The organism is Kribbella koreensis (assembly GCF_039525325.1).
GTDB classification, from domain to species: Bacteria; Actinomycetota; Actinomycetes; order Propionibacteriales; family Kribbellaceae; genus Kribbella; species Kribbella koreensis.
In genome coordinates, this window is the sequence record NZ_BAAAHK010000021.1 from 58,602 (window position 1) to 83,544 (window position 24,943).

23 protein-coding genes are annotated in these 24,943 nt (G+C 68.0%); 11 read left to right on the forward strand and 12 right to left on the reverse strand.

Going from position 1 to position 24,943, the window contains the following annotated elements:
* Positions 1-62: 62 nt before the first annotated feature.
* Complete coding sequence (locus tag ABD116_RS36885) at positions 63-1,247, reverse strand: MFS transporter (RefSeq protein ID WP_343981708.1); 1,185 nt, start codon at positions 1,245-1,247, stop codon at positions 63-65.
* The gene (locus tag ABD116_RS36890) at positions 1,244-2,305 is read right to left on the reverse strand and encodes a DNA polymerase III subunit beta family protein (RefSeq protein ID WP_343981711.1); all 1,062 of its coding nucleotides are present in this window, start codon (positions 2,303-2,305) and stop codon (positions 1,244-1,246) included. Before ABD116_RS36890 ends, ABD116_RS36885 begins: the two co-directional genes overlap by 4 nt.
* A gap of 75 nt (positions 2,306-2,380) precedes the next feature.
* Between ABD116_RS36890 and ABD116_RS36895 the strand changes: the two genes are divergently transcribed.
* Positions 2,381-2,854, forward strand: coding sequence for an AAA family ATPase (locus tag ABD116_RS36895; RefSeq protein WP_343981713.1), 474 nt, complete (start codon positions 2,381-2,383; stop codon positions 2,852-2,854).
* Here ABD116_RS36895 and ABD116_RS36900 read toward each other — a convergent pair.
* Genes ABD116_RS36900 through ABD116_RS36910 form a run of 3 tightly spaced genes read right to left on the reverse strand, consistent with a single transcriptional unit; the run spans position 2,844 to position 6,239 of the window.
* The gene (locus tag ABD116_RS36900; protein WP_343981716.1) at positions 2,844-3,749 is read right to left on the reverse strand and encodes an alpha/beta hydrolase family protein; all 906 of its coding nucleotides are present in this window, start codon (positions 3,747-3,749) and stop codon (positions 2,844-2,846) included. The two genes, ABD116_RS36895 and ABD116_RS36900, sit on opposite strands and share 11 nt — an antisense overlap.
* 10 nt (positions 3,750-3,759) lie before the next feature.
* Positions 3,760-4,938, reverse strand: coding sequence for an anhydro-N-acetylmuramic acid kinase (locus ABD116_RS36905; protein ID WP_343981720.1), 1,179 nt, complete (start codon positions 4,936-4,938; stop codon positions 3,760-3,762).
* Positions 4,938-6,239: an MFS transporter gene (locus ABD116_RS36910; protein ID WP_343981723.1), complete on the reverse strand. Its 1,302-nt coding sequence runs from the start codon at positions 6,237-6,239 to the stop codon at positions 4,938-4,940. Before ABD116_RS36910 ends, ABD116_RS36905 begins: the two co-directional genes overlap by 1 nt.
* Positions 6,240-6,322: 83 nt before the next feature.
* Between ABD116_RS36910 and ABD116_RS36915 the strand changes: the two genes are divergently transcribed.
* The 3 genes from ABD116_RS36915 (at position 6,323) to ABD116_RS36925 (ending at position 9,241) form a co-directional block, all read left to right on the forward strand.
* Positions 6,323-6,823 carry a SigE family RNA polymerase sigma factor gene (locus ABD116_RS36915; RefSeq protein WP_343981726.1) on the forward strand — a complete coding sequence of 167 codons (501 nt, stop codon included), beginning with the start codon at positions 6,323-6,325 and terminating at the stop codon, positions 6,821-6,823.
* Entirely contained in the window at positions 6,820-8,202 is a 1,383-nt protein-coding gene (locus tag ABD116_RS36920) for a hypothetical protein (protein WP_343981730.1), read from the forward strand. Before ABD116_RS36915 ends, ABD116_RS36920 begins: the two co-directional genes overlap by 4 nt.
* A gap of 112 nt (positions 8,203-8,314) precedes the next feature.
* A complete protein-coding gene (locus ABD116_RS36925) occupies positions 8,315-9,241 on the forward strand; it encodes an endo-beta-N-acetylglucosaminidase H (protein ID WP_343981733.1) in 927 nt (308 codons plus the stop codon).
* On the opposite strand, the gene ABD116_RS36930 is transcribed toward ABD116_RS36925, so the two are convergent.
* Complete coding sequence (locus ABD116_RS36930; RefSeq protein WP_343981736.1) at positions 9,229-9,747, reverse strand: histidine phosphatase family protein; 519 nt, start codon at positions 9,745-9,747, stop codon at positions 9,229-9,231. The two genes, ABD116_RS36925 and ABD116_RS36930, sit on opposite strands and share 13 nt — an antisense overlap.
* Positions 9,748-9,834: 87 nt before the next feature.
* On the opposite strand from ABD116_RS36930, the gene ABD116_RS36935 reads away from it, so the two are divergent.
* The 6 genes from ABD116_RS36935 to ABD116_RS36960 all read left to right on the forward strand — a co-directional run bounded on the left by ABD116_RS36935 (position 9,835) and on the right by ABD116_RS36960 (position 16,272).
* Complete coding sequence (locus ABD116_RS36935; protein ID WP_343981738.1) at positions 9,835-11,694, forward strand: acyl-CoA dehydrogenase; 1,860 nt, start codon at positions 9,835-9,837, stop codon at positions 11,692-11,694.
* 244 nt (positions 11,695-11,938) lie between these two features.
* Entirely contained in the window at positions 11,939-13,180 is a 1,242-nt protein-coding gene (locus ABD116_RS36940; RefSeq protein ID WP_343981741.1) for a hypothetical protein, read from the forward strand.
* A complete protein-coding gene (locus tag ABD116_RS36945; RefSeq protein WP_343981744.1) occupies positions 13,177-13,821 on the forward strand; it encodes a hypothetical protein in 645 nt (214 codons plus the stop codon). The genes ABD116_RS36940 and ABD116_RS36945 overlap by 4 nt, the downstream gene beginning before the upstream one ends.
* Positions 13,818-15,065 (forward strand): hypothetical protein, encoded by a 1,248-nt coding sequence (locus ABD116_RS36950; RefSeq protein ID WP_343981748.1) that lies wholly within the window; start codon positions 13,818-13,820, stop codon positions 15,063-15,065. Before ABD116_RS36945 ends, ABD116_RS36950 begins: the two co-directional genes overlap by 4 nt.
* A gap of 118 nt (positions 15,066-15,183) precedes the next feature.
* Entirely contained in the window at positions 15,184-15,954 is a 771-nt protein-coding gene (locus tag ABD116_RS36955) for a DUF4097 family beta strand repeat-containing protein (protein WP_343981751.1), read from the forward strand.
* Between the two features lie 69 nt (positions 15,955-16,023).
* A complete protein-coding gene (locus tag ABD116_RS36960; protein WP_343981754.1) occupies positions 16,024-16,272 on the forward strand; it encodes a DUF6458 family protein in 249 nt (82 codons plus the stop codon).
* Here ABD116_RS36960 and ABD116_RS36965 read toward each other — a convergent pair.
* Complete coding sequence (locus tag ABD116_RS36965) at positions 16,262-18,043, reverse strand: NHL domain-containing thioredoxin family protein (RefSeq protein WP_343981758.1); 1,782 nt, start codon at positions 18,041-18,043, stop codon at positions 16,262-16,264. The two genes, ABD116_RS36960 and ABD116_RS36965, sit on opposite strands and share 11 nt — an antisense overlap.
* An 82-nt stretch (positions 18,044-18,125) precedes the next feature.
* On the opposite strand from ABD116_RS36965, the gene ABD116_RS36970 reads away from it, so the two are divergent.
* Positions 18,126-18,689 (forward strand): hypothetical protein, encoded by a 564-nt coding sequence (locus tag ABD116_RS36970; protein ID WP_343981761.1) that lies wholly within the window; start codon positions 18,126-18,128, stop codon positions 18,687-18,689.
* A 51-nt stretch (positions 18,690-18,740) separates the two neighbouring features.
* Here the strand turns inward: ABD116_RS36970 and ABD116_RS36975 are convergent, their stop codons facing one another.
* From ABD116_RS36975 to ABD116_RS36995, 5 genes are all read right to left on the reverse strand, one after another.
* Complete coding sequence (locus ABD116_RS36975; RefSeq protein ID WP_343981764.1) at positions 18,741-20,384, reverse strand: hypothetical protein; 1,644 nt, start codon at positions 20,382-20,384, stop codon at positions 18,741-18,743.
* A 142-nt stretch (positions 20,385-20,526) separates the two neighbouring features.
* The gene (locus ABD116_RS36980; protein WP_343981767.1) at positions 20,527-21,432 is read right to left on the reverse strand and encodes a carbohydrate ABC transporter permease; all 906 of its coding nucleotides are present in this window, start codon (positions 21,430-21,432) and stop codon (positions 20,527-20,529) included.
* Positions 21,429-22,328 (reverse strand): carbohydrate ABC transporter permease, encoded by a 900-nt coding sequence (locus ABD116_RS36985; protein ID WP_343981770.1) that lies wholly within the window; start codon positions 22,326-22,328, stop codon positions 21,429-21,431. The genes ABD116_RS36980 and ABD116_RS36985 overlap by 4 nt, the downstream gene beginning before the upstream one ends.
* A gap of 70 nt (positions 22,329-22,398) precedes the next feature.
* Positions 22,399-23,679 (reverse strand): ABC transporter substrate-binding protein, encoded by a 1,281-nt coding sequence (locus ABD116_RS36990; protein WP_343981773.1) that lies wholly within the window; start codon positions 23,677-23,679, stop codon positions 22,399-22,401.
* 232 nt (positions 23,680-23,911) lie between these two features.
* The gene (locus tag ABD116_RS36995; RefSeq protein ID WP_343981776.1) at positions 23,912-24,943 is read right to left on the reverse strand and encodes a zinc-dependent alcohol dehydrogenase family protein; all 1,032 of its coding nucleotides are present in this window, start codon (positions 24,941-24,943) and stop codon (positions 23,912-23,914) included.

Genomic DNA, 24,943 nt, shown 5'->3' on the forward strand with positions numbered 1-24,943 from the left:
GCCTCGTCACACCGGAGGTTCAAAGGCGCGCTCGACCTTGAGGCGCCGCTGGCTCCGATGTCTCAAGGTACTCCTACTACTGCTCGACGGACGCTTCGTACGCTCAGCAGGGTGGCGGCTGCGACGGTGGTACCGGCCGCGCAAGTGAGTACTGCGAGACGCGGACCGGCCGTCGCCAGGCCGCCCAGCAGGTTCATGGACGCGATCAGTGGGAGGGTCTGGGCCAGGGAGAGCAGCGACTGCAACCGGGTGAGGTGGGAGCGCGGCGTACTGGCGACGAACAGCGGTGCGAGGTGCGACGTGAAGAGGCCTACCCCGACCCCTTGGACGAACCCGGACAACACCGCCGCGTAGCCGACTGACGACAGGGCTAGACCGGTGATGCCTCCCGCGGCCACCAGGCATCCGAGTGCAGCCGCAGTACCGGGCAAGGCGAACCCACCGAGCCGGGCGACGACCAGCGTGACGAGCAGGCTGCCGACGACTGTCGCCCCGACGATCAGCCCGGCCTGCGACGCCGGCCAGCCCTGCGAGCGGGCGAGGAGTGGGACGCAGAGTGACGTCACTGGCAGCACGAAGGCGGCTGTCAGGCCGACAGTCAGCAGCAGCGCCCGCAGTACCGGCTCGGACCAGGCGAGGCGGATGCCATCGAGGGCATCCTTCATCACTGACTCGCCGGGAGTCGTGTCGCTCGTCAGTGGAGGCCTGATGGCCAGCAGGCAGGCGAAGGCGATCAGGAAGGTCAGGCCGTCGATCACCAGGGCGCCGACCAGGCCGGCGGCGGCGACCAGGACGCCGCCGAGTGGGCCGGCGGCCAGGGTGACGACCTGTTGGGTTGAGGTGCGCAGGGCCATCGCCTTGGGCAACTTTGCATCGTCGGCGAAGAGGCGCGGGAAGGCGCCCGCTGCGGGTAGGGCGAAGGCGTCGACTGTGCCGATGACGGCGGCTGTCAGTAGGAGCAGCGTGGCCGTCGTACCGGTCAGGTGGAAGGCTGCGGCGAGTAGGAGAGTCAGGGCGGCTAGTAGGAAGTAGCAGGTGAGCAGTACGCGGCGTGGGCCCCAGCGGTCGCCTAGGACGCCGCCGGCGAGGAGTAGTACGGCTCTGGGCAGGGTGAAGCCGGTCAAGACCAGCCCGGTGACGTGCGGGCCGAAGGCCGACGCTGCCCAGCCCAGGGCGAAGAACAGCGTCGCGTCTCCGAAGGTCGAGAGTGTTGCGCCTGCCAGCCAGCCGTAGAAGGCCCGGGTCACCCGTCGAGGCGGGTCGGCATCACCAGCGTGGTGAACGTCCCCTGGTCGGCCGAGCGGACTACTACCGGCCGGTCCACGGCAGACAGCTCCAACAGGACGTCCGGCCCAACGCTGACGCTCAGCGCGGCCGCCAGCAGCGAGGCGGAGAAGCCGAGCTGCACAGCCCCCGACCCAATGCCTTCCAGTACTCCGAGCAGCTCGCCGCGCGCATAGCCGACCGGCTCCACCGCCGTCACGGCGACCTTGCCCGAGTCGATGTCGAGGGCAACCGTCTCACCGGTCAGCACCGCGAGGAACTGCTGCCGGTCCACAACCACCCGGCACGCGGGCGGAGTGAGCCCGTCGAGGATCGACTGGTACGCCGGGAACTCCTCGTCCACCACCGGTACCACCCGGGACTCGCCGTCGACCACAAGCGCGGTACCGCCCGGCCCCGTCTCCAGCCGTACCTCGACCGCAGCACCGACCCACTTGGCCAGGGCAGTCAGCTCGGACGCCCGGACCAGCAAGTTGCGCGGGTACCCGGCGAACCCGAGCGGCTGCAGCTTCCGAACCGACAACCGGTAGCGGTCGGTCGCCACTACCGCCACCTCGTCCTCACCAAGCTCCAGGAAGACACAAGCGAGCGCAGGGATCTCATCCGACTCTGAGGCCGCAGCAGCCACCTGCCTGATCGCCGAAGCCAACTCGGCCCCACCCAACGTCACCGCGCACTCATACGGCACGGCCGGCAGCGACGCGAGGATCCGCGCAGTAGCCCGCCGAGCCGCCTCCGCCTTCCCCTCCACCGTCTTGAGATGCGCCTGTACGACGGCTACCCCTTCCGCCGCCCCCTCGTCCAGCACCACCCGTACCTCCGCCAGCGGCAGGTCGATCTCGCGCAGATCGCGGAGCAAAGCAGCCCGTGGCTCCTGTGACGGGGCGTAGTACCGGTACCCGTTCTGCTCGTCCACGGAGGCCGGGCGGAGCAGCCCGCAGTCGTCGTAGAAGCGCAGCGCGCTCGGGGTCAGCCCGACCTGGCGGGCGAAGGCGCTGATCGTCAGCAGCTCGTCTGTCATGCCGCCGATCCTGGGTCTTCGACCAACCTGAAGGTCAACCTGCCGAGGCTTGACGAGGGAGGTGAAAATGGTGGCGTGACGAGGTTGTTCGTGGTGACCGGCGCGCCTGGCGCGGGCAAGTCGACCGTGGTCCCGGAGCTGCTGCGGCTGCGCTCGAAGCAGCTCGTCGTGATGGACATGGACGAGTTGCTCGACCACGAGGGCCGAGTGCTCGGGATCCTCATCGCCGACAAGTCCGCCGAACAGAAATGGCCCGCGTACAACGCGTTGTGGCTGCGCATCACCGAGCTCGTCCGCCGCTCCGGTACGCCGGTGCTGCTGCTCACCCCGGGAGTCCCGACCGAGCTGCCCGAGGGCCGCTGGCTGCACCTCGACTGCCCCGACGCAATCCGCCGCAAGCGGCTGGCCGAGCGCGGCTGGCCGGAGGAGCAGATCACCGACGCGCTCGAGGACGCCGCTGAGCTGCGCAAGCTGGTTCCCCGGTCGGTACCGGGTGACGGCACGCCCGAGGAGTCCGCGCAGCTGATCCTTGCCTGGGTCAACGAGTGAACCAGTCGCGCAGGATCGCGCTGTAGTCCTCGCTGATCCCTTCCACCGAGCGATCCGGCGTACCCGGCCAGTGACCGACCCCTGGGATCCGCACGCTCTCCACTCGGGTGTTGCCCGATGCAGCCGCGGCCCGGCGCCAGACCTCCAGCGTCTCCGGTACCGGCAGGTTGGCCTCGTCCTCGCCGTGTATCAGCAGCACTGGGCACTTCACTGTCGCGTAGAGCGGCTCGGACGCGAAGTCGATCTCATGCCACACCGGCAACTCGTCACCCAGATCCACCGGGATCCCGGCCAAGTCGAACCACGGCTCACCCGACTGCCGCTGCAGCAGCTCATCCACGGCCACCCGCTCCGCCGAGTCCCGTGCGACCTCACCCCGCCCCTTGCCGCGCAGTAGCTCAGCAACCTCGTCCCGGATCTCCAGCGCCCCGGCAACGGCCCCGTCTCCATACCCGGCCCGCCGGACCGACAGCTCGGTTGCATGCCGCATCTGCTCGGCAGGACTCACGCCTGCGCACCCGAGCAGCAGCAGGAACGCCGTGTCCGGCAACTGCTGGGCAGCCAGCGCCGCGACCCACGTCCCCTGGCTGACCCCCCAGAACCCGACCGGTACGTCGTAATGCGCCTTCAACTCCTGATACGCGGCAACAGCACCCTCGGTCTGCACGCCGAACGGGATGTCCACGTCGTCATACGGCCACGGCGCCCGCTCGAAGGCCAGAACCGCAACACCCAGCGGCGCCAGCGTCGAGGCCAGGTGCTCGAAGATCGGCTGCTCGAACGACGAGCTACTAGACCCGTGCAGCGCGACAACCCCGGACCGGACCGGTCCCTCGGTAGGCACGGTCAACAGCGCCGGCCGCCCGTCAACGACGATCTCCTGAGCCTTGATCACCGCTGGATCGTCACACGACGCCCGGGTCAAGGCGCAACCCCACTGGCGCCCACTTCGGCCGCGGCGACACCGGCAGCGGCCCAGCCCCAGGCGTAATCGACCCAAGCACGCTGGTGTGCCGTGCCCCGGTACAGCTCGGCACAGTCCCACCAAGCCCATTCACCGTCAGGAAGCCCAGTACTGCGAACGCATACGCCTCCTTGGCCGCCGACGGCATCCCCAGCTCATCAGTAGCCAGCAGCCGCACCCCGCGAAGCTCCTCGGCCAGCAGATGCATCAGCACCGGGTTGCGGATCCCGCCCCCGGCCGCGATGACCTCTGTCCCGCCATAGGCGCGTACCGCGTCCGCCACCGTCCGAGCCGTCAATGCGGTCACCGTGGCGACCAGGTCGTCCGGTTCGATCGGGGGAAGCCCGGTCATCGCCTCAGCCAGGTAGCCGAGGTGGAACAGCTCCTTGCCGGTGCTCTTCGGCGCGGGACGCGCGTAGTACGGCTCGGCCAGCAGCCGGCCGAACAGCTCCGGGTGGATCTGCCCCCGCCCGGCCATCACCCCGTCGGCGTCGAAGGCGAACTCCCCGGCGGTGACCTCCCGCACGACCGCATCGATCAGCGCGTTGGCCGGGCCGGTGTCGAAGGCGATCGGGTCATCCACAGCCGGGACGACGGTGATGTTGGCGATCCCGCCGAGGTTGAGCGCGACCGGCGTACCCGGGCGGCCGCGCAGCCACAGGACGTCGACGATGCTGACCAGCGGCGCGCCCTGCCCGCCAGCGGCGACGTCGCGGGTCCGCAGGTCGGATACGACGGCGGTACCGGTCGCCTCGGCGATCCAAGCGGGCTGCCCGAGTTGCAGCGTGCCACGCACAGAACCCTCGTCGACCCAGTGGAAGGCAGTCTGCCCGTGCGAAACGATCAGGTCGGCCTGCCCACCACACAGCTGCTCGACCGCCTGCACGGCAACGGAAGCGAACGCCTGCCCGATCCCGGTGTCCAACCGGCAGACCTGTTCGAGCGTTGTAGTTGCTGGCGGCAATGATTCGGCCAGCGACGCTCGCAAGGCAGCAGGATACGGCTGGCTCAACAGGCCCAGCGGGGTGAGTACGAGCTGCCCGTCCTCGATCCGCAGATCGGCCGCCGCGGCGTCGATCGCGTCGTACGAGGTGCCGGACATCAGGCCGATGACCCGCATCAGTCGCGCAACTCGCGTTTGTGGTCGTCACCGCGGAGAGTCAGCAATGCGATCACGGAGACCGCGCAGGTGGCGATCACGTAGTACGCCGGGATGTCGACGTTCTTGGTCCGCTTGATCAGCTCCGTGATGATCAAGCCGGCCGAGCCTGAGAAGACCGCGTTCGACAGCGAATAGGCGAGTCCGAGTCCGGTGTACCGCGCTCTGGTGGGGAACATCTCTGCCAGCATGGCCGGTCCCGGCCCAGCCATCAACCCGACGACGAGTCCCGCCGCGAAGACCGCGGCCCCCTTGGCCGAATTCGAGCTCCCGACATCCTGGAGCAGGTTCATCAACGGCAACGCCAGTACTACGACCAGCGCCGCGCCGGTCACCATCACCGGCCGTCGCCCGATCCGGTCACTCAGCCAGCCCGCCGGCATGATCGAGACCGCGAACCCCAGATTGGCCAGCACGGTCGCGACCAGCGCCTGCTGGAAGCTCGCATGCAACGTCGCCTGCAGGTAGGACGGCATCACCACCAAGAACGTGTACCCGGCCGCAGACCAGCCCATCAGCCTCCCGATGCCGAGCGCGATCGCCTTCGCCACCTCCACCCGGTCCGCGGGCGGCGCTGCATCCCCGCGAGCCTGGGCCTTCGCAAAGCTAGGCGTCTCGTCGAGCCGGAGCCGCAACCACAGCGCGACCAGCCCGAGCGGCAGCGCGAGCAGGAACGGCACCCGCCAGCCCCAGTCGTTCAGCGCCTCCTTGCTCAGTACGGTCGCCAGCACCGCCGCAAGCCCCGCTCCCACGAGCAGGCCGAGCGCGACGGTCAGCGACTGCCACGCGCCGTACAGCCCGCGCTTGGTCCGGGGCGCGAACTCGGTCATGATCGACACCGCTCCGCCGAACTCACCACCCGCCGACAACCCCTGCAGCGCCCGCACCAGCGTCAGCAGCCACGGCGCCGCCGCCCCGACAGTCGCGTACGTCGGCAGCACGCCGATCAGCGTGGTCGATCCGGTCATCAGCAGCAGCACCAGGATCAGCGTCGGCCGCCGCCCGATCCGGTCACCGACCCGCCCGAAAACAGCGGCCCCGATCGGCCGGAAGAAGAACGCCAGCGCGAACGAGGCATACGTCTTGATCAGGCTCTCGGCATCGCTGGTCGAGGTACTGCTGAAGAAGTTCGCCGCGATCACCGTCGCGAAGAACCCGTACGCGCCGAACTCGTACCACTCGACGAAGTTCCCGACCGTCCCCGCGACCAGCGACCGCCTGGCCCGGCGGGTGTCGATACTCGTACCAGCTGCAGTACTCATCGCTCTCCTTCGGTAGCCGTCTCCAAGCAACCTTCCCCATCGGGCCGGTGTCATTACCGGTAACCAGAACAGAAGGGGGTCGAATGGTCACCCGGGGCGACGACTTCGACGACTTCGTGCGGGGGACCTCGACGAGGTTGCTGCGCACCGCAGTACTGCTCACCGGCGACCGTCCGGCCGCGGAGGATCTCGTCCAGGAGGTCTACGAGCGCGTCTACGTGCGCTGGCGCTGGATCCATACCGCCGCGGAGCCGTACGCCCGCAAGACCCTGACCAACCTGGTCGCGAACCGCTGGCGACGCAAGGGCCGCCGGCCCGAGTCACTGGTCGCCGAACACACCGATCAACCGAGCCCTGACCGTGCCGACGACATCGTCACTCGCGACCAGCTGGTGACGGCGCTGCAGGAGCTGCCGCCCCGGATGCGAGCCGTGATCGTGCTCCGGTACTACGAGGACCTCACCGAGGCCCAGACCGCCGAGGCGCTCGGCTGCTCGGTCGGCACGGTCAAGAGCCAGGCCTCGAGAGCCCTCGACAAACTCCGCCTCATCACCGGGCCGGCGATTCTGGAAGGACTGCGATGACCGACACCGAACTCAAGCACCGGCTGACCGCGGCGGTCGACCACATCGACGCACCCTCCGACCTCGTCCATCGGGTCCGCAAGGGCGGCACCTCCCGCCTGCGCCGTCGCCGGCTGACCGCTGTGATCGCGGCCGGGTTGACCCTGGTCGCCATCGCCGGCGCGAGCACCGTGATCCAGTACCTCCCGACGCCGGCCCCCGCCCACCCGAACATCAGCGACTCCGGCGGCATCGGCAGCGGCGACCCGTACGGCTTCATGATGAAGGGCAAGACCCGCGGCGACCTGGCCGGCGACAAGACCTTCCTCGCCGAGGCGGTCGCCGCCTGGGAGCAGGGCCGGATGAAGACCTACGAGAAGGAACGCGGCATCTACGACGATCTGCGCGGCGGGTCGAAGGTCTACTGGGCCGGCAACACGCCGGCCGGCAAGGCAGCGATCATCGTCCAGAACTCCTTCCTGCACGAGCACGGCAACATGCAGATCGACCGGGAAGGCATCCACACGCTGGTCGGGTACGTCGGTACGGACGCCGCCGGGAAGACCGTCTACATCACCGGCAGCTACCCCACTCCCGGCCCCTCGCTCGACGCGGCGTTCGTGACCGGCCCGTCCAAGCAGCAGCAGGCGATGGTGGTGATCGACCTGGGCAAGGACATGGGCTGGGCCTACAAACGCGAGTACACCAAGGTCGGCGGCAGCATCCAGAAGTTTGCGCCACTGAGGTTCGCGGACGGCGTCAGCGTGGTGAAGGTCCCGCTCGGTACCGACCCATACGCCCTCCAGGTCAGCCTGATGCCGCCGGACGACAAAGTGAACTACCAGGTCGTCAACGGCCTCCCGCCGGCAACGAGCACCGAGGACTTCGACAAGCGGCTCTGGACCGGGGACAAGCAGGCCGATGGTTCGGTCAAGGAGGTCGCCTGGCCGATGACGGACGGCGCCGACGCCCTGGCCGCGAGTGCGAACGACAACTTCGTCCTGGCCCTCGTGGGTGGGAGCGATCCGGGCACCCAGGGCACCTACCTTCCGGCCTGGGTCGGCTACGGCCTCACCCCGAACGGCTCGACGGTGCTGCTGAGCGAGCTCCAGCTCGATCCCGATCCGACCCACGTCTACGCGGTGGTCATCCCGAAGGGCAAGCAGGCGACCATCGTGCAGGGCGGCGTACCGGACCCGAAGGCGCCGCTGCCGGTCAAGATCAAGCTGCCGGGCAACCAGGGCTGGGCCGTCGCGGCCAAGGACGCCGACCTGTCCTACCGCTTCGGCACGGGCACGTGGAGTGCGCCCCGCAAGAACGCACTCCTCGTCCCGGCCGGCTCGAAGCCCTCGGTGCGGGTCACCCTCGGTACCGGCACGCACGTCGTCTGGCTGCGCTGACAGCCAGTCACTGTCCGCAGCAACGCCTTGACACAACGTCCGCTCCGGTTGAGGATCGATCCGCTATACCGGTTTAGCGATCACCCGCCCGCCCTCCACCAGGAGCTGATCGATGAGTCCAGCGAACATCAGTAGACGAACCCTCTTGTCCGGTCTCGCGGCGACGTCCGCCGTCGTCGCGACCGGCGCGGCACTGCCCGCCGAGGCCGCCGCGGCCGGTGAGTGCCGGGCCGCGGCCAAGACCGGCCCGGTCACGGTCGCCTACATCGAAGTGAACGACCACAGCATGCTGAGCGCCGGCAAGTACAAGCTCGCGAACGGCGGCGCGCAGGTGATCGACGTCGCGGTGATCTTCGCGGCGAACATCAACTACAACACGACCACCAAGAAGGCGTACCTGTTCTTCAACCCGCAGGTGACGAACGTGCTGAACAACGTCGCCACCCAGGTCCGCCCGCTGCAGCAGAAGGGCATCAAGGTCCTGCTCTCGATCCTCGGCAACCACCAGGGCGCCGGGTTCGCGAACTTCCCGACCAAAGCTGCCGCCGAGGCGTTCGCGCAGGAGCTGGCCGACGCGGTCAACCGCTACGGCCTGGACGGGATCGACTTCGACGACGAGTACGTCGAGTACGGCAACAACGGCACCGGCCAGCCGAACGCGAACTCGTTCATCTGGCTCGTCCAGGCACTGCGCGCCAAGCTGCCGAACAAGCTCATCACCCTGTACGACATCGGCCCGGCCTCCGACCGGCTGGTGAGCGGCGACCAGAGCATCCGGGAGACCTTCAACTACGCCTGGAACCCGTACTACGGCACCTGGGGCGTCCCGAGCGGTCCGAGCTCCAAGTCCAAGCTCTCCCCCGCAGCCATCTCCTACACGGCCACCAGCCAGAGCACCGCCGTCAGCCTGGCCCAGCGCACGGTCTCCGAGGGCTACGGCGTCTTCCTGACGTACAACCTCACCGAGTCCAACACCGCCACCTACCTGTCCGCCATCACCCAGAAGCTCTACGGCAGCAACACCGTTTATACCCCGTAGATCCACCCCGGCTGCCAGTCGAACGGCGCGGCCACCAACTCCTCCAGCGACTCCTCGGCCAACAGGTGCTGCAACGCCCACCTGTTGGCCGAGTGCGCGACCAGCAGCACCTGGGCCCCGTCGTACAGGCGCCTGATGTCGGTCAGGAACGACCTGGTGGACTCAACGACCTCGCGATAGCTCTGCCCACCAGGGAACGGCGTATCCACCCGGTCCCGCCTTGGCTCCAGCTCCGGCCGCGGCCGCCCGTTGAGCTCGCCGTAGTTGCACTCCCGCAACCTCCAGTCGACGAAGTGCGGCGCCTCGAGCCCGGCAAGCTCGACTGTCTGCACCGCACGGCGCAGGTCGGAGCTGAACACCACATCGACTCCCTGCCGCCGCATGCCCAGCTCGACCGCTTCCTGACGGCCCGCTGCGGACAGCTCCCCCGGCAACCAGCCAGTGGCGATGCCCTGCTCGTTGTCCAGCGTGGTGGCGTGCGTCTCGTAGATCAGCGTCGTCGGCATGGCTCACAGTCAATCTGCTTTGCGTTCATTACTGGCCGGTATATACTTAAGTTACTCGTGAGTATTAGCTAGAGGTAGGGGAACCCTGTGAGCCACTACAAGTCGAATCTGCGGGACATCGAGTTCAATCTGCTCGAGGTGCTCGGGCGCGGTGAGGTGCTCGGTCAGGGCCCGTACGCCGAGATGGACGTCGACACCGCCCGGGAGGTGCTGTCGGAGATCGACCGGCTCGCCAAGAACGAGCTGGCCGGGTCCTTCGAGGACGCCGACCGCAATCCGCCGGTCTTCGACCCGGCCACCCACGAGGTGCGGATGCCGGAGTCGTTCAAGAAGAGCTACCACGCCTACATGGACGCCGAGTGGTGGAAGCTCGAGCTGCCGCCGGAGCTCGGTGGCCAGCCGACGCCGCCCTCGCTGCGCTGGGCCGCCGCCGAGATGGTGCTGGGCGCCAACCCGGCCGTGCACATCTACGCCGCCGGACCGAACTTCGCCCACGTGCTGTGGCGCAACGGCACCGAGCGGGACAGGAAGATCGCCCAGATCATGATCGACCGCGGATGGGGCGCGACCATGGTGCTGACCGAGCCGGACGCCGGCTCCGACGTCGGCGCGGGTCGTACCAAGGCCACCCTGCAGGACGACGGCAGCTGGCACATCGAGGGCGTCAAGCGCTTCATCACCTCGGGCGAGCACGACATGACCGAGAACATCGTGCACCTGGTGCTCGCGCGGCCGCAGGGCATCGAAGGTGTCGGCGGCCCGGGCACCAAGGGGCTCAGCCTCTTCATCGTGCCGAAGTACGACTTCGACCTGGAGACCGGCGAGCTGACCGGTGAGCGCAACGGCGCCTTCGTCACGAACGTCGAGAAGAAGATGGGCATCAAGGTCTCCACCACCTGCGAGATCACCTTCGGCGAGAACACCCCGGCGAAGGGCTACCTGCTCGGCGAGGTGCACGACGGCATCGCACAGATGTTCCAGGTGATCGAGTACGCCCGGATGATGGTCGGCACCAAGGCGATCGCCACCCTCTCGACGGGCTACCTGAACGCACTCGAGTACGCCAAGGCCCGGGTGCAGGGCGCAGACCTGACCAACCCGGCCAAGGACGCGCCCCGCGTGACGATCACGCACCACCCCGACGTACGGCGCTCACTGCTCACCCAGAAGGCGTACTCCGAGGCCCTGCGCGCGCTGGTGCTCTTCACCGCCACCTACCAGGACCGCGCGGAGAAGGCCCGGTACGCCGGTGAGCACGACCTCGAGGCCGAGCGGGTCAACGACCTGCTGCTGCCGCTGGTGAAGGGCTACGGCTCGGAGAAGTCGTGGACGCTGCTCGGCACCGAGTCCCTGCAGACCTTCGGTGGCTCCGGCTTCCTGCAGGACTACCCGATCGAGCAGTACGTCCGCGACGCCAAGATCGACACCCTGTACGAGGGCACCACCGCGATCCAGGGCCAGGACCTGTTCTTCCGCAAGATCATCAAGGACCAGGGCCAGGCACTCGGCCACCTGTCCGAGCAGATCCAGGCGTTCGTCGCCTCCGAGGCGGGCAACGGCCGGCTGAAGGAAGAGCGCGGGCTGCTCGCCAAGGGCCTCGAGGACACCCAGAAGATCCTCGGCGTGATGGGCCAGGCGCTGATGTCGAGCAACCCGCAGGCCGAGAACGGCGACCCGCGCAACATCTACAAGGTCGGCCTGAACACCTCGCGGCTGCTCTACGTGCTCGGTGACGTCGTCTGCTCCTGGCTGATGCTGCGGCAGGCCGAGGTCGCGCTGGACAAGCTCGGCGGCGAACTGTCCCCGGCCGACCAGGACTTCTACACCGGCAAGCTGGCCGCCGCGCAGTGGTTCGTCCGCTCCACGATGCCGACCGTCCGCGCCGAGCGGATCAAGGCCGAACTGACCGACCTCGACGTGATGGACCTGCCCGAGTCGGCCTTCTGATCCGAAGGGCGACCCCCCGGACGGTAACCCCCTCCCGTCCGGCGGGTCGCCCTTCTGCCCCTCGCTGCCCGGTGATCTGCCCTGCCCAGGGCTTTCGATCCACGGAAGAGTTTCGCCCTGCGGTACCGCAACCCTGGCCCGGTCTCCCCTGTCCGAGCCAGGGCTGCGGCTATTCCGGAACCGGTATGCCCACAGCCGCGTCAGTGCAGAGGTGGACCACTCGACCCGTCGTAGGCTGAGCGCGATGTCCGCCCGAATCCCCCGCCTCGGCGTGCTTCTTGCCGTCCTCGCGTTCCTCGCCCCGTCCCCAGCGGCCGCAGCCGCCCCCGAGCTCCCCGACCAGATCGCCGCCGGCTGGAAGGCCGACCGCATCTTCGTGTACGACGCCTTGCGGCCCGCCTTCCCCAAGTCCGAGCTGGACCGGATCCGCGCGGCCGCCGGCACGGTCCCCTTCCCCGTCTACGTCGCACTGCTGCCCCGTACGCCGGCCACGCGCGACCTCGACCTGCCCACCCTGCTGCAGGCACGCGTCGGGCAGCCCGGCCTCTACCTGGTCTGGACCGTCTCGGACGACTACTGGGCCGGCACCGAGACACTGATCCGGCCAGGTGGCCTCAAGGGGCGCAACCTCACCCGCGTACAGCTCGATGACCAGCAGGACAACAAGATCGTCACCGACCGGCCCGCTCCGCGCATCGTCCGGACGATCCAGCAGGCCGCCACGGCGTACGACGGCCGCGCGCTGCCCGCAGTACCGGCGGGGGACCTGACGCCTGAGCGCCGGTACGACAACGGGCTCTCCGCGACGGACAAGGGTGATCGCGCCGCGTTCATCGGGATGGGCGTCGGTGGCGTACTCGGCTTCGTCCTCGTCATCGTGCTGACCCTGCGGCGCCGCGACCGGCGGTCGGCGCCGCGGAAGCGTGGCACCCAGAGCGGCCTCACCGGTCCGGTCAACATCTGGTCCGTCCGCGGCAAGGCCGACCGCTGGATCGTCAAGGCGGGCAAGACCCTCAAGCGCCTCGAGACGCAGATCTCCCGGACCGACGTCTCCTCCGAGGTTCTGGACCGGCGCGACGATGCCAAGGCACGGCTGGCCGCAGCCCGTACGTTGCGTGCTGACGAGTCCGACGACCTCACCGCGCCCGCCGGAGCCTTCGTACTGGCCCGGCAGGCGCACGAAGCGGCAAGTGGCGCCGGAGTCCGCCCACCGTGCTTCTTCAACCCACTGCACGAGCCGGGAACCGTCCAAGCGGCCTGGTCCGACGAAACCGAAGTACCGGCCTGCACGAGCTGCGCGAAGGTATTGGAGCGTGGCGAGACTCCGCGGGGGTTCCTGGTGTGGAAGAAGTCCGGTCTGCTCCGGCTGGACCACAAGGCCGTGCCCTACTGGACCCTGAACCCGAAGGAGCAACCACTGGTGGCCACCGGCTTCGGTGCCCTCGAGGACGACCTCACCGAGCGCGTCAGCCGGGGCGACAGGTGAAGCGCCTCGGGCTGTTGGTACTGGCCTGCCTGTACCTGTTCGCGCTGCCTGCGGCCGCTGCCGAGGTCCCTACCGACCCGAGAGTGACTGCAGCGGTCGCTGCCTGGAAGAGCACTCCCCTGTACGTCGATCCGCTCTACAGCTCGGTGGACACCACAGGGGTCGTCGAACGGGTCTCCTCCGCGCAGGTGCCGGTGTATGTCGCCCTACTGCCGACCGGGACCTGGTTCCAGGAGAAGGGCGACACCGTACGGCTCGCAGGCTGGCTCGCGGTGAGCAACGGGAAGCCAGGGCTCTACCTGGTCGTGGACGGCTACACGGTGGTCGGCGCGGCTCACCTGGTCGCGGCGAGTACCTACGGGACGACGTACGCGACCAAGGACGAGAGTGTTGCCGGGCAGGTCGGCGACTACCTGGACTCGGTCCGGTTCAACGACCGGTACGACAAGGACCCGGCCAGAACCGCCGCATTGCCCGTCGAGCCGAAGCGGAGCTACAGCGAGGACCGCTTCACCGTGAAGTCGGCGATCGGTAACAGTCTGGGCGGCTTGACGCTCGGGCTACTGGGCGGGGCGCTCCTCGCCCTGCCCGTACTAGGACTGGCGGCGATGGTCGCCCATCGACGTGGAGGTCGGCTGTGAAGCGCCTTGTGGTTCTGCTCGTCCTACTGCTGGCAGCGGCGCCGTTGCCGGCCACAGCGGTGGTCAGCCAGACACCGGCCGAGCGGGCGAAGGAGATCGCGACAGCGCTGACCAGGGACCCGCTCTACATCGACCCGGCCTACGCCCCGGCGCTGCCGGAGGCCATGCGGACCGGAGTACGGGCGAAGGCCAAGGCGCTCGGTTATCCGGTCTACACGATCATCCTGCCGTTGACCCCGAGTGATGCGTTCCAGGGCAAGGAGTCGAACGTCATCACGCTCGTCGCCGACGCGCTGCGCAAACCAGGCCTGTACGTCGTGGTCGATGGTGGCGGGCGCTTTCCCTGGTACGAGCCGAAGGACCTCCCGCAACTCGATGAGGACAAGCTCAACCCGGCCCGCCAGCGTGCGCTCGACGACACGGGCTATGACGCCGGGCCTACCGAGGTACTGACTCGCTTCTACGAGTTGCTGGCCGGTCCTGCGCTGCCTCAGCCGACGCGGACGACGTCCGGCGGCAGCGCGGCTCCTGCTGATGACGACGATGACGGCAAGGGCGGGACGATTGCCCTGGGCATCATCGCGGGCGTAGTCGTGCTCATGATCGCCCTCGGACTCTTCATCGGACTCCGGCGCCGCGGCGGTCCCGCTCCGGCGAAGGCGCTGGCTCCTCGCAAGGAGAAGGCGTTCAGCATTCCGCCACACGTCGCCGCGACCGTGGCCGCAGAGCGTCGGCGGCGGTTGACCGCCGAGACGACGGCGGAGCTCACCAAGCTCGGGTCGGACCTCGCCGCCTTGCCGACGGTGGAGGGTGCGGGGTTGCGGCATCAGCAGGTCGCCCTGGACTGCCACGACGCGGCCGGGCGAGTGCTCGACGCCTCGCGCGACCTGGTCGATGTGGTCGGCGCGATGGTGCTGCTGGATCAGGGGCGACGCGAGTATGACGTGGCGAAGGCTCTTGCGGCTGGGCGCAAGCCTGCCGTAGTACAGCCGCTGTGTGCCTTCAATCCCTTGCATGGCAGGGCATCCGGGCGACCGACGCAGGTGGACTCGGATGGCGCGACGCTGGCGCTGCCGTTGTGCGCGGACTGCCGGCGGGCGTTGAAGAGCGGCAAGGCGCCGGCCTCGTTGCCGGGGGACGACGGACCGTACTGGCACGGCGACGACCTGTGGGCACGGACCTTCTTCGGCGCGCTGTCGGAGGACCTTCCGGCCGCCGTGAGCCGGGGTGAGTACCGGTCCTGAGGGGGGCCGTCCCTGAGCTTGGCGTCAGGGCTGGTCTGGGGGTTCTGCCTGATCCGGCGGCTCATCGTACCGGCCTACTGTCGAGCCACCAGGTGGGGACGAGCAGAGGTGGATGGCAATGGCTACGGTCGGGCAGGTAGGCGCGCTGCTGTTGGTAGCGGGGGCTGGGATGGCGGTGTGGACGTTCGGCGACAAGGACTCGAACACCACGCACGAGGTGACCGACAAGATCTCCGTCGTCCGGCTGGACTCGCCGAACGCCGACGTCACCATCAAGGTCGCCGACGTGGACAAGACGACGGTCCAGGAGAAGCGGTCGTACTGGCTGATCAAGCACGGCGACGCGTTCGAGGTCGACGGGGAGACGCTGAAGCTCAACGGCGACTGCGGCTGGCAGTGCCGGGCCGACTTCGTCGTCACCGTGCCGCGGGGGACGAAGGTGACCGGCTCCAACGGCAGTGGTGATCTGTCGATCAGCGGCGCCAGCGGCGTCGACACGAGCTCGCGGTCGGGCAAGGTCTCGCTGACTGATGTGACCGGTGACGTGAAGCTCGATCTGACGTCGGGGGACGTCGAGATCGAGGGCCTGGCCGGCAAGCTGGAGGTCACGGCGAACTCCGGCGACATCGAGGCCAAGCACCTCAAGGGTGGGCCGGTGAACGTCGAGACCACGTCGGGCGACATCCGGCTCGACCTGGACGAGGCGACCGACGTACGGGCCAAGGGCACCAGCAGCGACGTCGAGGTGACCGCGCCGGCCGGCGGCTACAAGGTGCAGACCAAGACGCACAGCGGCGAGGTCGACAACACGCTCGGCAACGACCCGGCCGGCGGCCACACCATCGACGCCAGCACGACCAGCGGTGACGTCACACTCGCCCCGCGCTGACTCTCCGTAGGTTTACGGTCGGGTACCTCGTACGCTGGAGTTACACAACACTTACGAGGAGGGCTCGACATGAGCATCGGTGTGGGGATCTTCCTGATGGTGGTCGGCGCGATCCTCTCGTTCGCGGTCCGCGACTCGTGGGACGCGGTGAACCTGACCGTGGTCGGCTACATCCTGATGCTCGCCGGGCTGGCCGGCATCGTGCTCTCCTTCTACATCACGAACCGGCGCCGTCGGGTCCCCAACGACGCGCTCGACCCGGCCATCGAAGAGGAGTACCGGGTCGTCGAGGAGCACCACCGCGACATCAAGGAGTAGTCGCTCCCGACAGGACCAGCTCGAGCCGGGCACTGCCATCGGCGGTGACCCGGATCGGCACGCCCCAGTCCTGCCGATGCATGTGACAGGCCGGGAACTCCACCGCCGCTGAGTCGTCACACGATGCGGCCTGTACTGCGACGTGCAGCACTCCGTCGCCGACCCGCTCGTCGATCACGAGCCTGCGCGTCAGGTCGGTGGAGTCGCCCGCGCCCTCCTTGAGCAGCGCTTCCGGCGTCGACGAGACGAGCAGCTTCGTCGACGGCCCGTACCTGTCGTCCAGCTTCTGACCCGGCGGCGGCGTGAACACGACGTCGAGCGTCACCTCCCCGGCCGCGATGTCCATCGGCGGCCGCTGCGTCCGGGTACTGAACTCATCCGCCTTCGCCGACGCGCCCAATGGGACCCGGGTCAAACGATGCGCGGCCGACTCCACCACGAGCAGGTCGTTGCCGGCGACAACAGCTCCGCTCGGCTCGGCAAGCCCGGTGGCCATCGTCTCGACCAATCCGCTGGACGGGGCGTACCGGCGTACGGCGCCGTTGTAGGTATCCGAGATCGCGATCGACCCGTCGGGGAGCACGGTCACTCCGAGCGGGTGCTGCAGGAGCGCCTCCTCGGCCTTGCCGTCCCGCAGCCCGAAGTCGAACAGGCCGGTCCCGACGGCGGTGTGCACCTCGCCGCCTTGGACCCAGCGCAACGCGGAGATCTCCGAGTCGGCCAGCCAGAGCCTGTCCCCGTCGGCCGCGAGCCCCGACGTCTGCGCGAACCACGCCTGCTCCAGCGCGCCGTCCCTCAGTCCTTCGTTGGTGGTTCCCGCAGCGACCTCGGTGGTCTTGCTGAACGGGTCGTACGTCCACAACTGGTGAACGCCGGCCATCGCGATCCACACCTTGTCCTGCCACCACGCGACATCCCACGGCGAGCTCAGTACGCCGGTCCCGTCGCCATCCATCCATTGCTTGCCGGTACCAACCAACGTGCTCACTTCGCCGGTACCGAGGTTGATCCCTCGTAGCGCATGGTTGACCGTGTCGGCCACCACCACGTCGTACCCGACCTGTTCGGCAACCTCTTGCGGCAACACCGTCAGTCCGTTCGGCTCGGAGAACTCAGCGTGGGTGCCGTCCTTGAACCCACGCTTACCCGTACCGAACCTCCTGACCACGGTCGTCGCATCGGCAGCCATCTCGACCACGCTGTGGTTGCCCGCGTCCGCCACCAGGAACCCGTCGCCCAAGGCAACAACTTTCGCCGGGAACCGCAGATCCCCGGCCTCGGCCACCGGTGCCACATACGGCGACTTCCCCCGGGTCAGCGTCCCCGCCTTCTCATGCTCGGCGATCAACTCCGCCAGCTGAGCGTCCAGGGCATGCTCGTGCCCTTCACCGGAGTACTGGGCAACGATGTACCCATTCGGATCCACCAACACCAGCGTCGGCCAAGCTCGCGCCGTGTAGTTCTCCCAAGTGACCAACTCCGGATCATCCAGCACCGGATGTCCCACCTCGTACCGCTCGACCGCGGCCTTGACCGCGGCCTCTTCCCCCTCATGCGCGAACTTCGGCGAATGCACGCCCACAATCACCAGCGCGTCCCCGTACTTCTCCTCCAACGGCCGCAACTCGTCCAGCACATGCAGACAGTTGATGCAGCAGAAGGTCCAAAAATCGAGGAGCAAAAAGCGCCCCCGGAAGTCCGCGAGCTTCAGCTCCCGTCCCCCGGTGTTCAACCATCCCCGACCCTTGAGCTCCGGCGCGCGCACATGCATGCCCCCATTGTCCGCCCGGGCTCAACCAGTCCCGTCGGAGGGCCCACGGACCGGTCACCCCGCCGGGCGGTAGTTTGCGGGCGTGGGCATGTATCTCTACAGCGTCAGCGCCGGGGACTGGTTCGACGACGATGAGGGCGGCTTGGCCGAGACCGCCACGGCCCTGGACGCGGAACTCAGGCGGCTTGGCTTACCGGCGTACCGGCCCGGGCCGGCGGCAGCGCCCTTCGAGGAGAAGCTGGTCCCTCCCATGGACGGCTTCAGCCGCCTCGGCGGACAGCACCTCTCGACCGAGGAATTCGCGCTGCTGTGCGATTGGACGCTGCTGGTCCCCATATCCCTCGAGAAACCGATCCACCTGCCGATCGAGTCCCAGTACTTCGAGTCGACCACGATCGCCGGGGCCCCACAGGTACAGGCGATCGCCGAGAAACTCGCCGCCGCCATCGCCCTACCGGCCGAGGTGCCCGCCGCGCCCCACAATCTGACCTTGACCACCTGGTTCCTGGACGGCCCCGCCAAAGCCCTCGCCGCCACGGACCAAGCCCCCTGGGCCGACGACCTGGACGCGTCTTTCTACGTAGCCCTCTACCTTCGCGCAGCGCAACACGCCCTCCGCCACCACACACCCCTCACCTACTCCTGACGGCTGGACTCCCCGAACCAACGCTCGAGCTGCGGTCCTGCCCGGCTGGGGTCAGCGGGGGAGGATGAGGGTGTCGGTTAGGAGTTTGGCGGTTTTGCGGAGGGTGGGGGGTGAGGAGGAGAGTTCGGTGGCCAGGGCCAGCGGGGTTAGGGGTTCGCCGGGGCCTACCAGGCGGTGGCGGTGGGCTTGGAGCCAGACGATGGCTCGGGGCCAGGTGGAGAGGCGGGCCTTGGTCAGTAGGTCGGGGGCTTCTCGGACCAGGCGGTCGGCTATGTCGAAAGCTTCGGCGGCGTAGTTGGTGCCCAGGGTTTCGCCGGCTAGGAGCCAGGCGTGGGGGGCCAGTACCGACAGGGTTGCGGCTTGGGATTTGTCCAGGCCGCGGAGGTCGGGGCGAGGTGGGGCGCCCAGGCCGGCGAGGGTGCGGTAGGCCTCTTCCAGGTCGGCGCTGGTGTCGTCCAGGAAGACTCGTTCGCCGGAGAGGGGGCGGATCGGGTCGGTCAGGGCGGCAGCTTCCAGGGCTGGGCTCCAGACGTCTACTGCGTCTACGGCTTCTTCTATTGCGTCCAGTTCCAGGGACGTGCGGTCGCCTGCGAAGGCCAGCCATGCCTTGACCACCAACGGGACGACGGCGAAGTAGGTGCTGTCGGCAAGCACCTTGCGGGGCAGCCAGTGGGACAGGAAAAGCTCCACCAGTACTGCGCTCACCCGCAACGGCCCGCCAACCGTGCGATCGACAGCGTGGTCGATCCACAGTCGCGTGATGTCCGCCGCGTCATCCGGAAGCCCAACAGCGAAAGGCGATTCGAGGAACTCGTCGACCAGCTGATCGCGTTGGCGCCCGGACAGTTGCGCCCGCACCGGCGGTCGGACCGGCCGCTCGGGCAGCTGGGTCAACCGATTCACCAGCAAACCGGAGAAGAACTCGAAATCCTCCGTCACCGGCGGATCGTCCGAGTCGTGCGTCTCCCCCAACGCCTGCAGAATGATCCCCGCAGCAGTCGCAGGCCGCACCGTCCGCACCGTCACCCGCCCACCGCGCTGGTACGCCTCGACTACCCGATCCACCGGCGGCCCGACAAAAACATCCTTCGCGATCGCCCCAAGGTTGTTGTCCACAAAGACGACCACCGTGTGCGGATGCTGCTCGTCGTCATAGTCCAGTACGACGCTCAACCCGTCGCCCGTCACGTCCTCCGACACGATCGCACTCGTCAACCGGAACCCGGCGATCCGCGCCACCCAGTCCGGCACGTCGTACTGCGTACGCCCCCGCGACAAGTGAGCCCGCTGCAACGGCAGCCGCCCAGCCGGCCCAACGGTACGAGCCAGACTCGTCAACAACACAAAGGAATCCGGGTCCCGCCGCTCCCCCAGCACCCGAGCCGCGTCGGCCCAGAAGAACCGCTCGACCTCACCGATCTCGTCCGGCTGCCCAGCAGGCCACAGCTGGTCGGCCAGCAACGCCGCCGACCGCGCGACCGACGCCTCGGCAATCACCGGATGCAACGCGGGCGGAGCAGCCGCCAGGTCGAGCAGCAGCGTCTCCTGCAGGGTGTCCAGCACGGCGACGCTCGGCGTGGTGTCGAGGTCTGTCCCCACGACACCCGCCGGCGGCTGCCCTGGGGTCGGGCCTGAACCGGAGTCGACCAGCCGCAAATGGCTGCCGCGTCCGTCCCGGCCTCGTGACTTTGTCACTCTGGCGAGATTACCGCTGACCGCCCCTCCGCCGCAGGCCGGTGCGCGCGTCCTGTGGACAACTCGGTCGACACGCCGTCATGAAACGCCTACGGCCCGTACCTCCAGTAGGAATCACCGGAGATACGGGCCGTAGGGAAGGTCAGCCCTTCAGCGCACCCGCCATCAGTCCGCCGATGAACCAGCGGCCGAGCAGGATGTAGACGAGCAGCGTCGGGAACGACGTGATCAGCGCGCCGGCCATGCTGGCCGCGTAGTCGACCTTCTGCCCACCGGCGAGTGCCGCCAGGCCGAGGGTGACCGGACCGTTGTTCTGCTGGGTCAGGAAGAGCGCGAACAGGAAGTCGTTCCAGACCGAGGTGAACTGCCAGATCAGCGTGACCACGAAGCCGGAGATCGAGACCGGCAGGATGATCCGGATGTAGGTCTGGATCAGGCCGGCGCCGTCGACCCGGGCCGACTCGATGATCTCGGTCGGGATCACCGTCGCGTAGTAGTTGCGGAAGATCAGCGTGCAGATCGGGATGCCGTAGATGACGTGCGTGATGAGCAGCGTCGGGATACCCCGGGTGACGTCCAGGTCCTGGTAGGTCTGCCGCAGCGGCAGCATCACGGCCTGGTACGGGATGAACATGCCGAACAGGATGAACGCGAACACCAGGTTCGCGCCGGGGAAGCGCCAGCGGGCCAGGACGAAACCGTTCGCCGAGCCGATCAGCGACGCGATGATCGCGGCCGGGACGGCCAGCGAGAGCGAGCGGACCATGTACGGCTGCAGGACGTCCCAGGCCTTGCGCCAGGGCTCGATCGTCCAGGTCTGCGGCAGCGACCACTGCGCGGCGGCGGTGGTGTCGCTGGAGGTCTTGAAGCTGGTGATGATCACGACGTACACCGGCGTCAGCACGAACAGGAGGAACAGCAGCAACAAGATGTACCGGACGGTGCGGCTGCGCCGGGTCGAGCCGTCGGCGATCGTATTGCGCTGCGGCTTCTTGCTGATCGCCGCGGCCGCCTTGCCGGTGGCGGCGGAAGCATCCACGACGGTCATTCTTCGTTCTCCTGCCGGACGGTGTAGGCGACATACGGGATGACCAGGACCGCGACAACAGCGAGAAGGACAATCGCTATCGCGGCCGCCTTCGCCATGTCGCTGCGGAGCAAGGTGTTCCACATGTAGACCGAGGGCACCTCGGTGCGGAACTGGTTCGGACCGGTGATCGCGTAGATCAGGTCGAACAGCTTCAGCGACATGTGGCCCAGGATGATCAGCGCGGACAGCGCGATCGGGGACAACTGCGGGAACAGCACGTACCGGTAGAGCTTGAACTCACTGGCGCCGTCCACCCGGGCCGCCTCGCGCAGCTCGGCCGGGATGCCGCGGAAGCCGGCCAGGAACAGCGCCATGATGTAGCCGGACAGCTGCCAGACCGCGGGCAACGCGATGGACGCCATCGTGGTCCACCGGTTCCCCGCGGTCCACCAGGGATTCTCCAGGAAATTCAGGTGCAGGATGTCGAACAGCCGGTTCAGGCCGCGCGCGTCATCACCCTGCGAGGGGTTCAGCAACCAGCCCCAGACGACGCCGGAGGCGATCATCGAGATCGCCATCGGGAACAGGAAGATCGACCGGAACAGACCCTCTCCGGTGACCCCCTTCTCCAGCAGCAGCGCCCAGAGCAGGCCGAAGATCAGCGTGCCCACGATGAACGCCACCGTGAGCACGCCGAGGTTCTTCAGCGAGTTGAGGAACCGGTCCTCACCGAACAGATTGACGTAGTTCTCGAACCCGACGTGTTTGGTCGGGACCGGCCGGGCGTTGTGCTTGTCCGTCAACGAGGTGTTGAAGGTCCAGGCGATCAGCCCGTAGACGAAGTACCCGAGCAACAGCACCGTGGGCAGCAGCACCAGCGCTCCTGGCCCCCAGGTGCGGATTCTTCCGTGCATGACTCAGGACTCCCGGTCGAAAACGGTCAGGTCGAGATCAGTCTGGTTCGGTGAGGACGGCACCGCGCGATCAGCTCGGCTTGGCTGCGGCGACCAGCGCCTTCTGCAGCGTGCCGACGTCCAGACCGCTGCTGAACTGGCCCATCGCCGACAGGATGCTGTCGTTCTGGCCCAGCGTGCAGGCGGCGCCGTGCGCGCAGGACGGCACGATCGTCTTGGACTTCCAGTCAGCCATCGCGGACTGCTGGTACTTCGGGTAGTCGGCCGGCGACGCGTCCGAACGGGCCGGGATCGAGCCCTTCTTGGTGTTGAAGGCCTTCTGGCCCTCGGCGCTACCGACCGTCTTCAGCCAGCACTTCGCGCCCTCGGGGTCCTGGCCACCGGTCGGCAGCGTGAAGGAGTCCGCGAGGAACTGGAAGTCGCCCGAGGTACCCGGCGCCGGCCAGTAGGTGTACGCGCTGTCCGGGATCTTGTCGGACAGCTGCTGCGCGGCGACCCAGTCACCCATCAGCGTGTAGCCCGACTGGCCCTTGTTCACGTACTGCAGCGCGTCCGGCCAGTCGACCGCCTCGCGGTCGGCGTTGGCGTAGGACAGCACCTTCTTGAACTTCTCCAGCGCGGCGGTGACGTCGGCGCCGGCCATGTCGGTCTTGCCGTTCCACAGCCCGGTGAACTTCTCCGGACCGAGCTCGGCCAGCAGCACGGCCTCCATCACCATTTCCTCGGCGAAGCCCTTGGAGGTGGCCAGCGGGGCCTTGACGCCGGCCTGCTTCAGCTTCTCCATGTCGGCGATCCAGGCGTCGACCGAGGCCGGGGCCTTGGTGGCGTCGATGTTCGCCTTCTTCAGCACCGCCGGGCTGGCCCAGACGACGTTGGCGCGGTGCACGTTGGCCGGCACCGAGTAGATCTTGCCGTCGACGGTCAGGTTGTCCAGCAGGGTCTGCGGGAACGCCTTGTCGAGGCCGAACTCCTTGTAGAGGTCGCTGACGTCGTCCACCTGGGCGTTCTTGATGTAGTCGCCCAGCTCGGCGCCGGCGTGCGCCTGGAAGGTCGACGGCGGCTTCTTGGCCTGCAGGTCGTTCGCCAGCACCTGCTTGGCGTTCGAGCCCGCGCCACCGGCGACGGCGGAGTTGACGAACTTGTAGTCCTTGCACTCGGTGTTGAACACCGAGACCAGCCCGTCGAGCCCGGCCTTCTCGCCACCGTCTGCCCACCAGGTGAAGACGGTCACGTCCTTGTTGGCCGCCGCGTCCCCACCACTGCTCGAGTCGTCGCTGTTCCCGCAGGCACTGACCGCGAGAAGACCCACGGCACCCACCACCGCGAGGGTCTTGCTCCAACCACCACGCATCTTTTCACTCTCCGATCAGCTCAGGGAGCTGTTTGACAACGAATGCCCCCTCGACGCGCCCAACTCTGGGCCGGGGCCGGTCGAGTGTCAACGCTCCGCGCGAGCGCGTTGCGCAGACGTGATCCCTCGTGCACACCTGGTGTGAGAGCGCGTACAAAGCGCTCTTGTAAGGCCAGTATGAGCTGAGGTATTACTGCCCCACCCCACCACCCCGGACAGGGGGTACTGCGCGCTATGGCCTGAGCAACACCTTGATCGCGCGCCGCTCATGCATCATCTTGTAGCCCTCGGCCACATCTTCCAGCGGCAACTCCGCATCGAAGACGAGCCCTGGATTTATCGCTCCCGACAGTACGTCCGCCATCAGCTCCGGGAGGTACTGACGCGCCGGAGCCATCCCGCCGGCCAGCCCCACGTTGGTCCGGAACATCCGCCGCAGCGGCAGTTCGACACCGTGCGGTACGCCGACGAACCCCACCGTCGAGCCCGGCCGCGCCACGTCGAACGCAGTGCTGAACGACTGGTCCGTACCGACGCATTCGAGCACCGCATCCGCTCCCACGCCTGCGGTCAGCTCCAGCACCGCGGCCTTCGCCTCTTCACCACGCTCGGCGATGATGTGCGTCGCACCGAACTGCCGTGCGATCTCCTGCCGCGATTCGTGCCGGGAAAGCGCTAACACCCGCTCAGCGCCCATCCGCGAAGCAGCCAGTACGCCGCACAGCCCAACCGCCCCATCACCCACCACGACCACGGTGTCGCCGGCCTTCACCCGGGCCGACCGGGCCGCGTGCCAGCCGGTCCCCATCACGTCCGACAACGTAAGCAACGATGGGACCAGTGCATCATCTGGTACGCCGGGAGTCGCCACCAGCGTGCCATCCGCCATCGGCACCTTCGCGAACTCGCCCTGCCCCCCGTCGGCCTGGTCACTGCCGATCCCGACCAGGTTCTGACAAGCCGACTGGAACCCGGCCAGACAGTTCGGGCAGGTCCCGTCGCTGGCCACGAACGGGGTGACAACGAAATCACCGGGACGCACTGTCCGCACGTCAGCGCCGACCTCCTGGACGATCCCGACGTACTCGTGCCCGATCCGGCTGCCGGGGGTGATCTTGTTCTCGCCCCGATAGGGCCACAGGTCCGACCCGCAGATGCAGCCCGCCACGATCTTGACGACCGCATCCGTCGGCGCCTCGATCACCGGATCGGGGACCTCACTCAGCCGGATGTCGAACGGCGCATGAATCGTGGTGGCACGCAT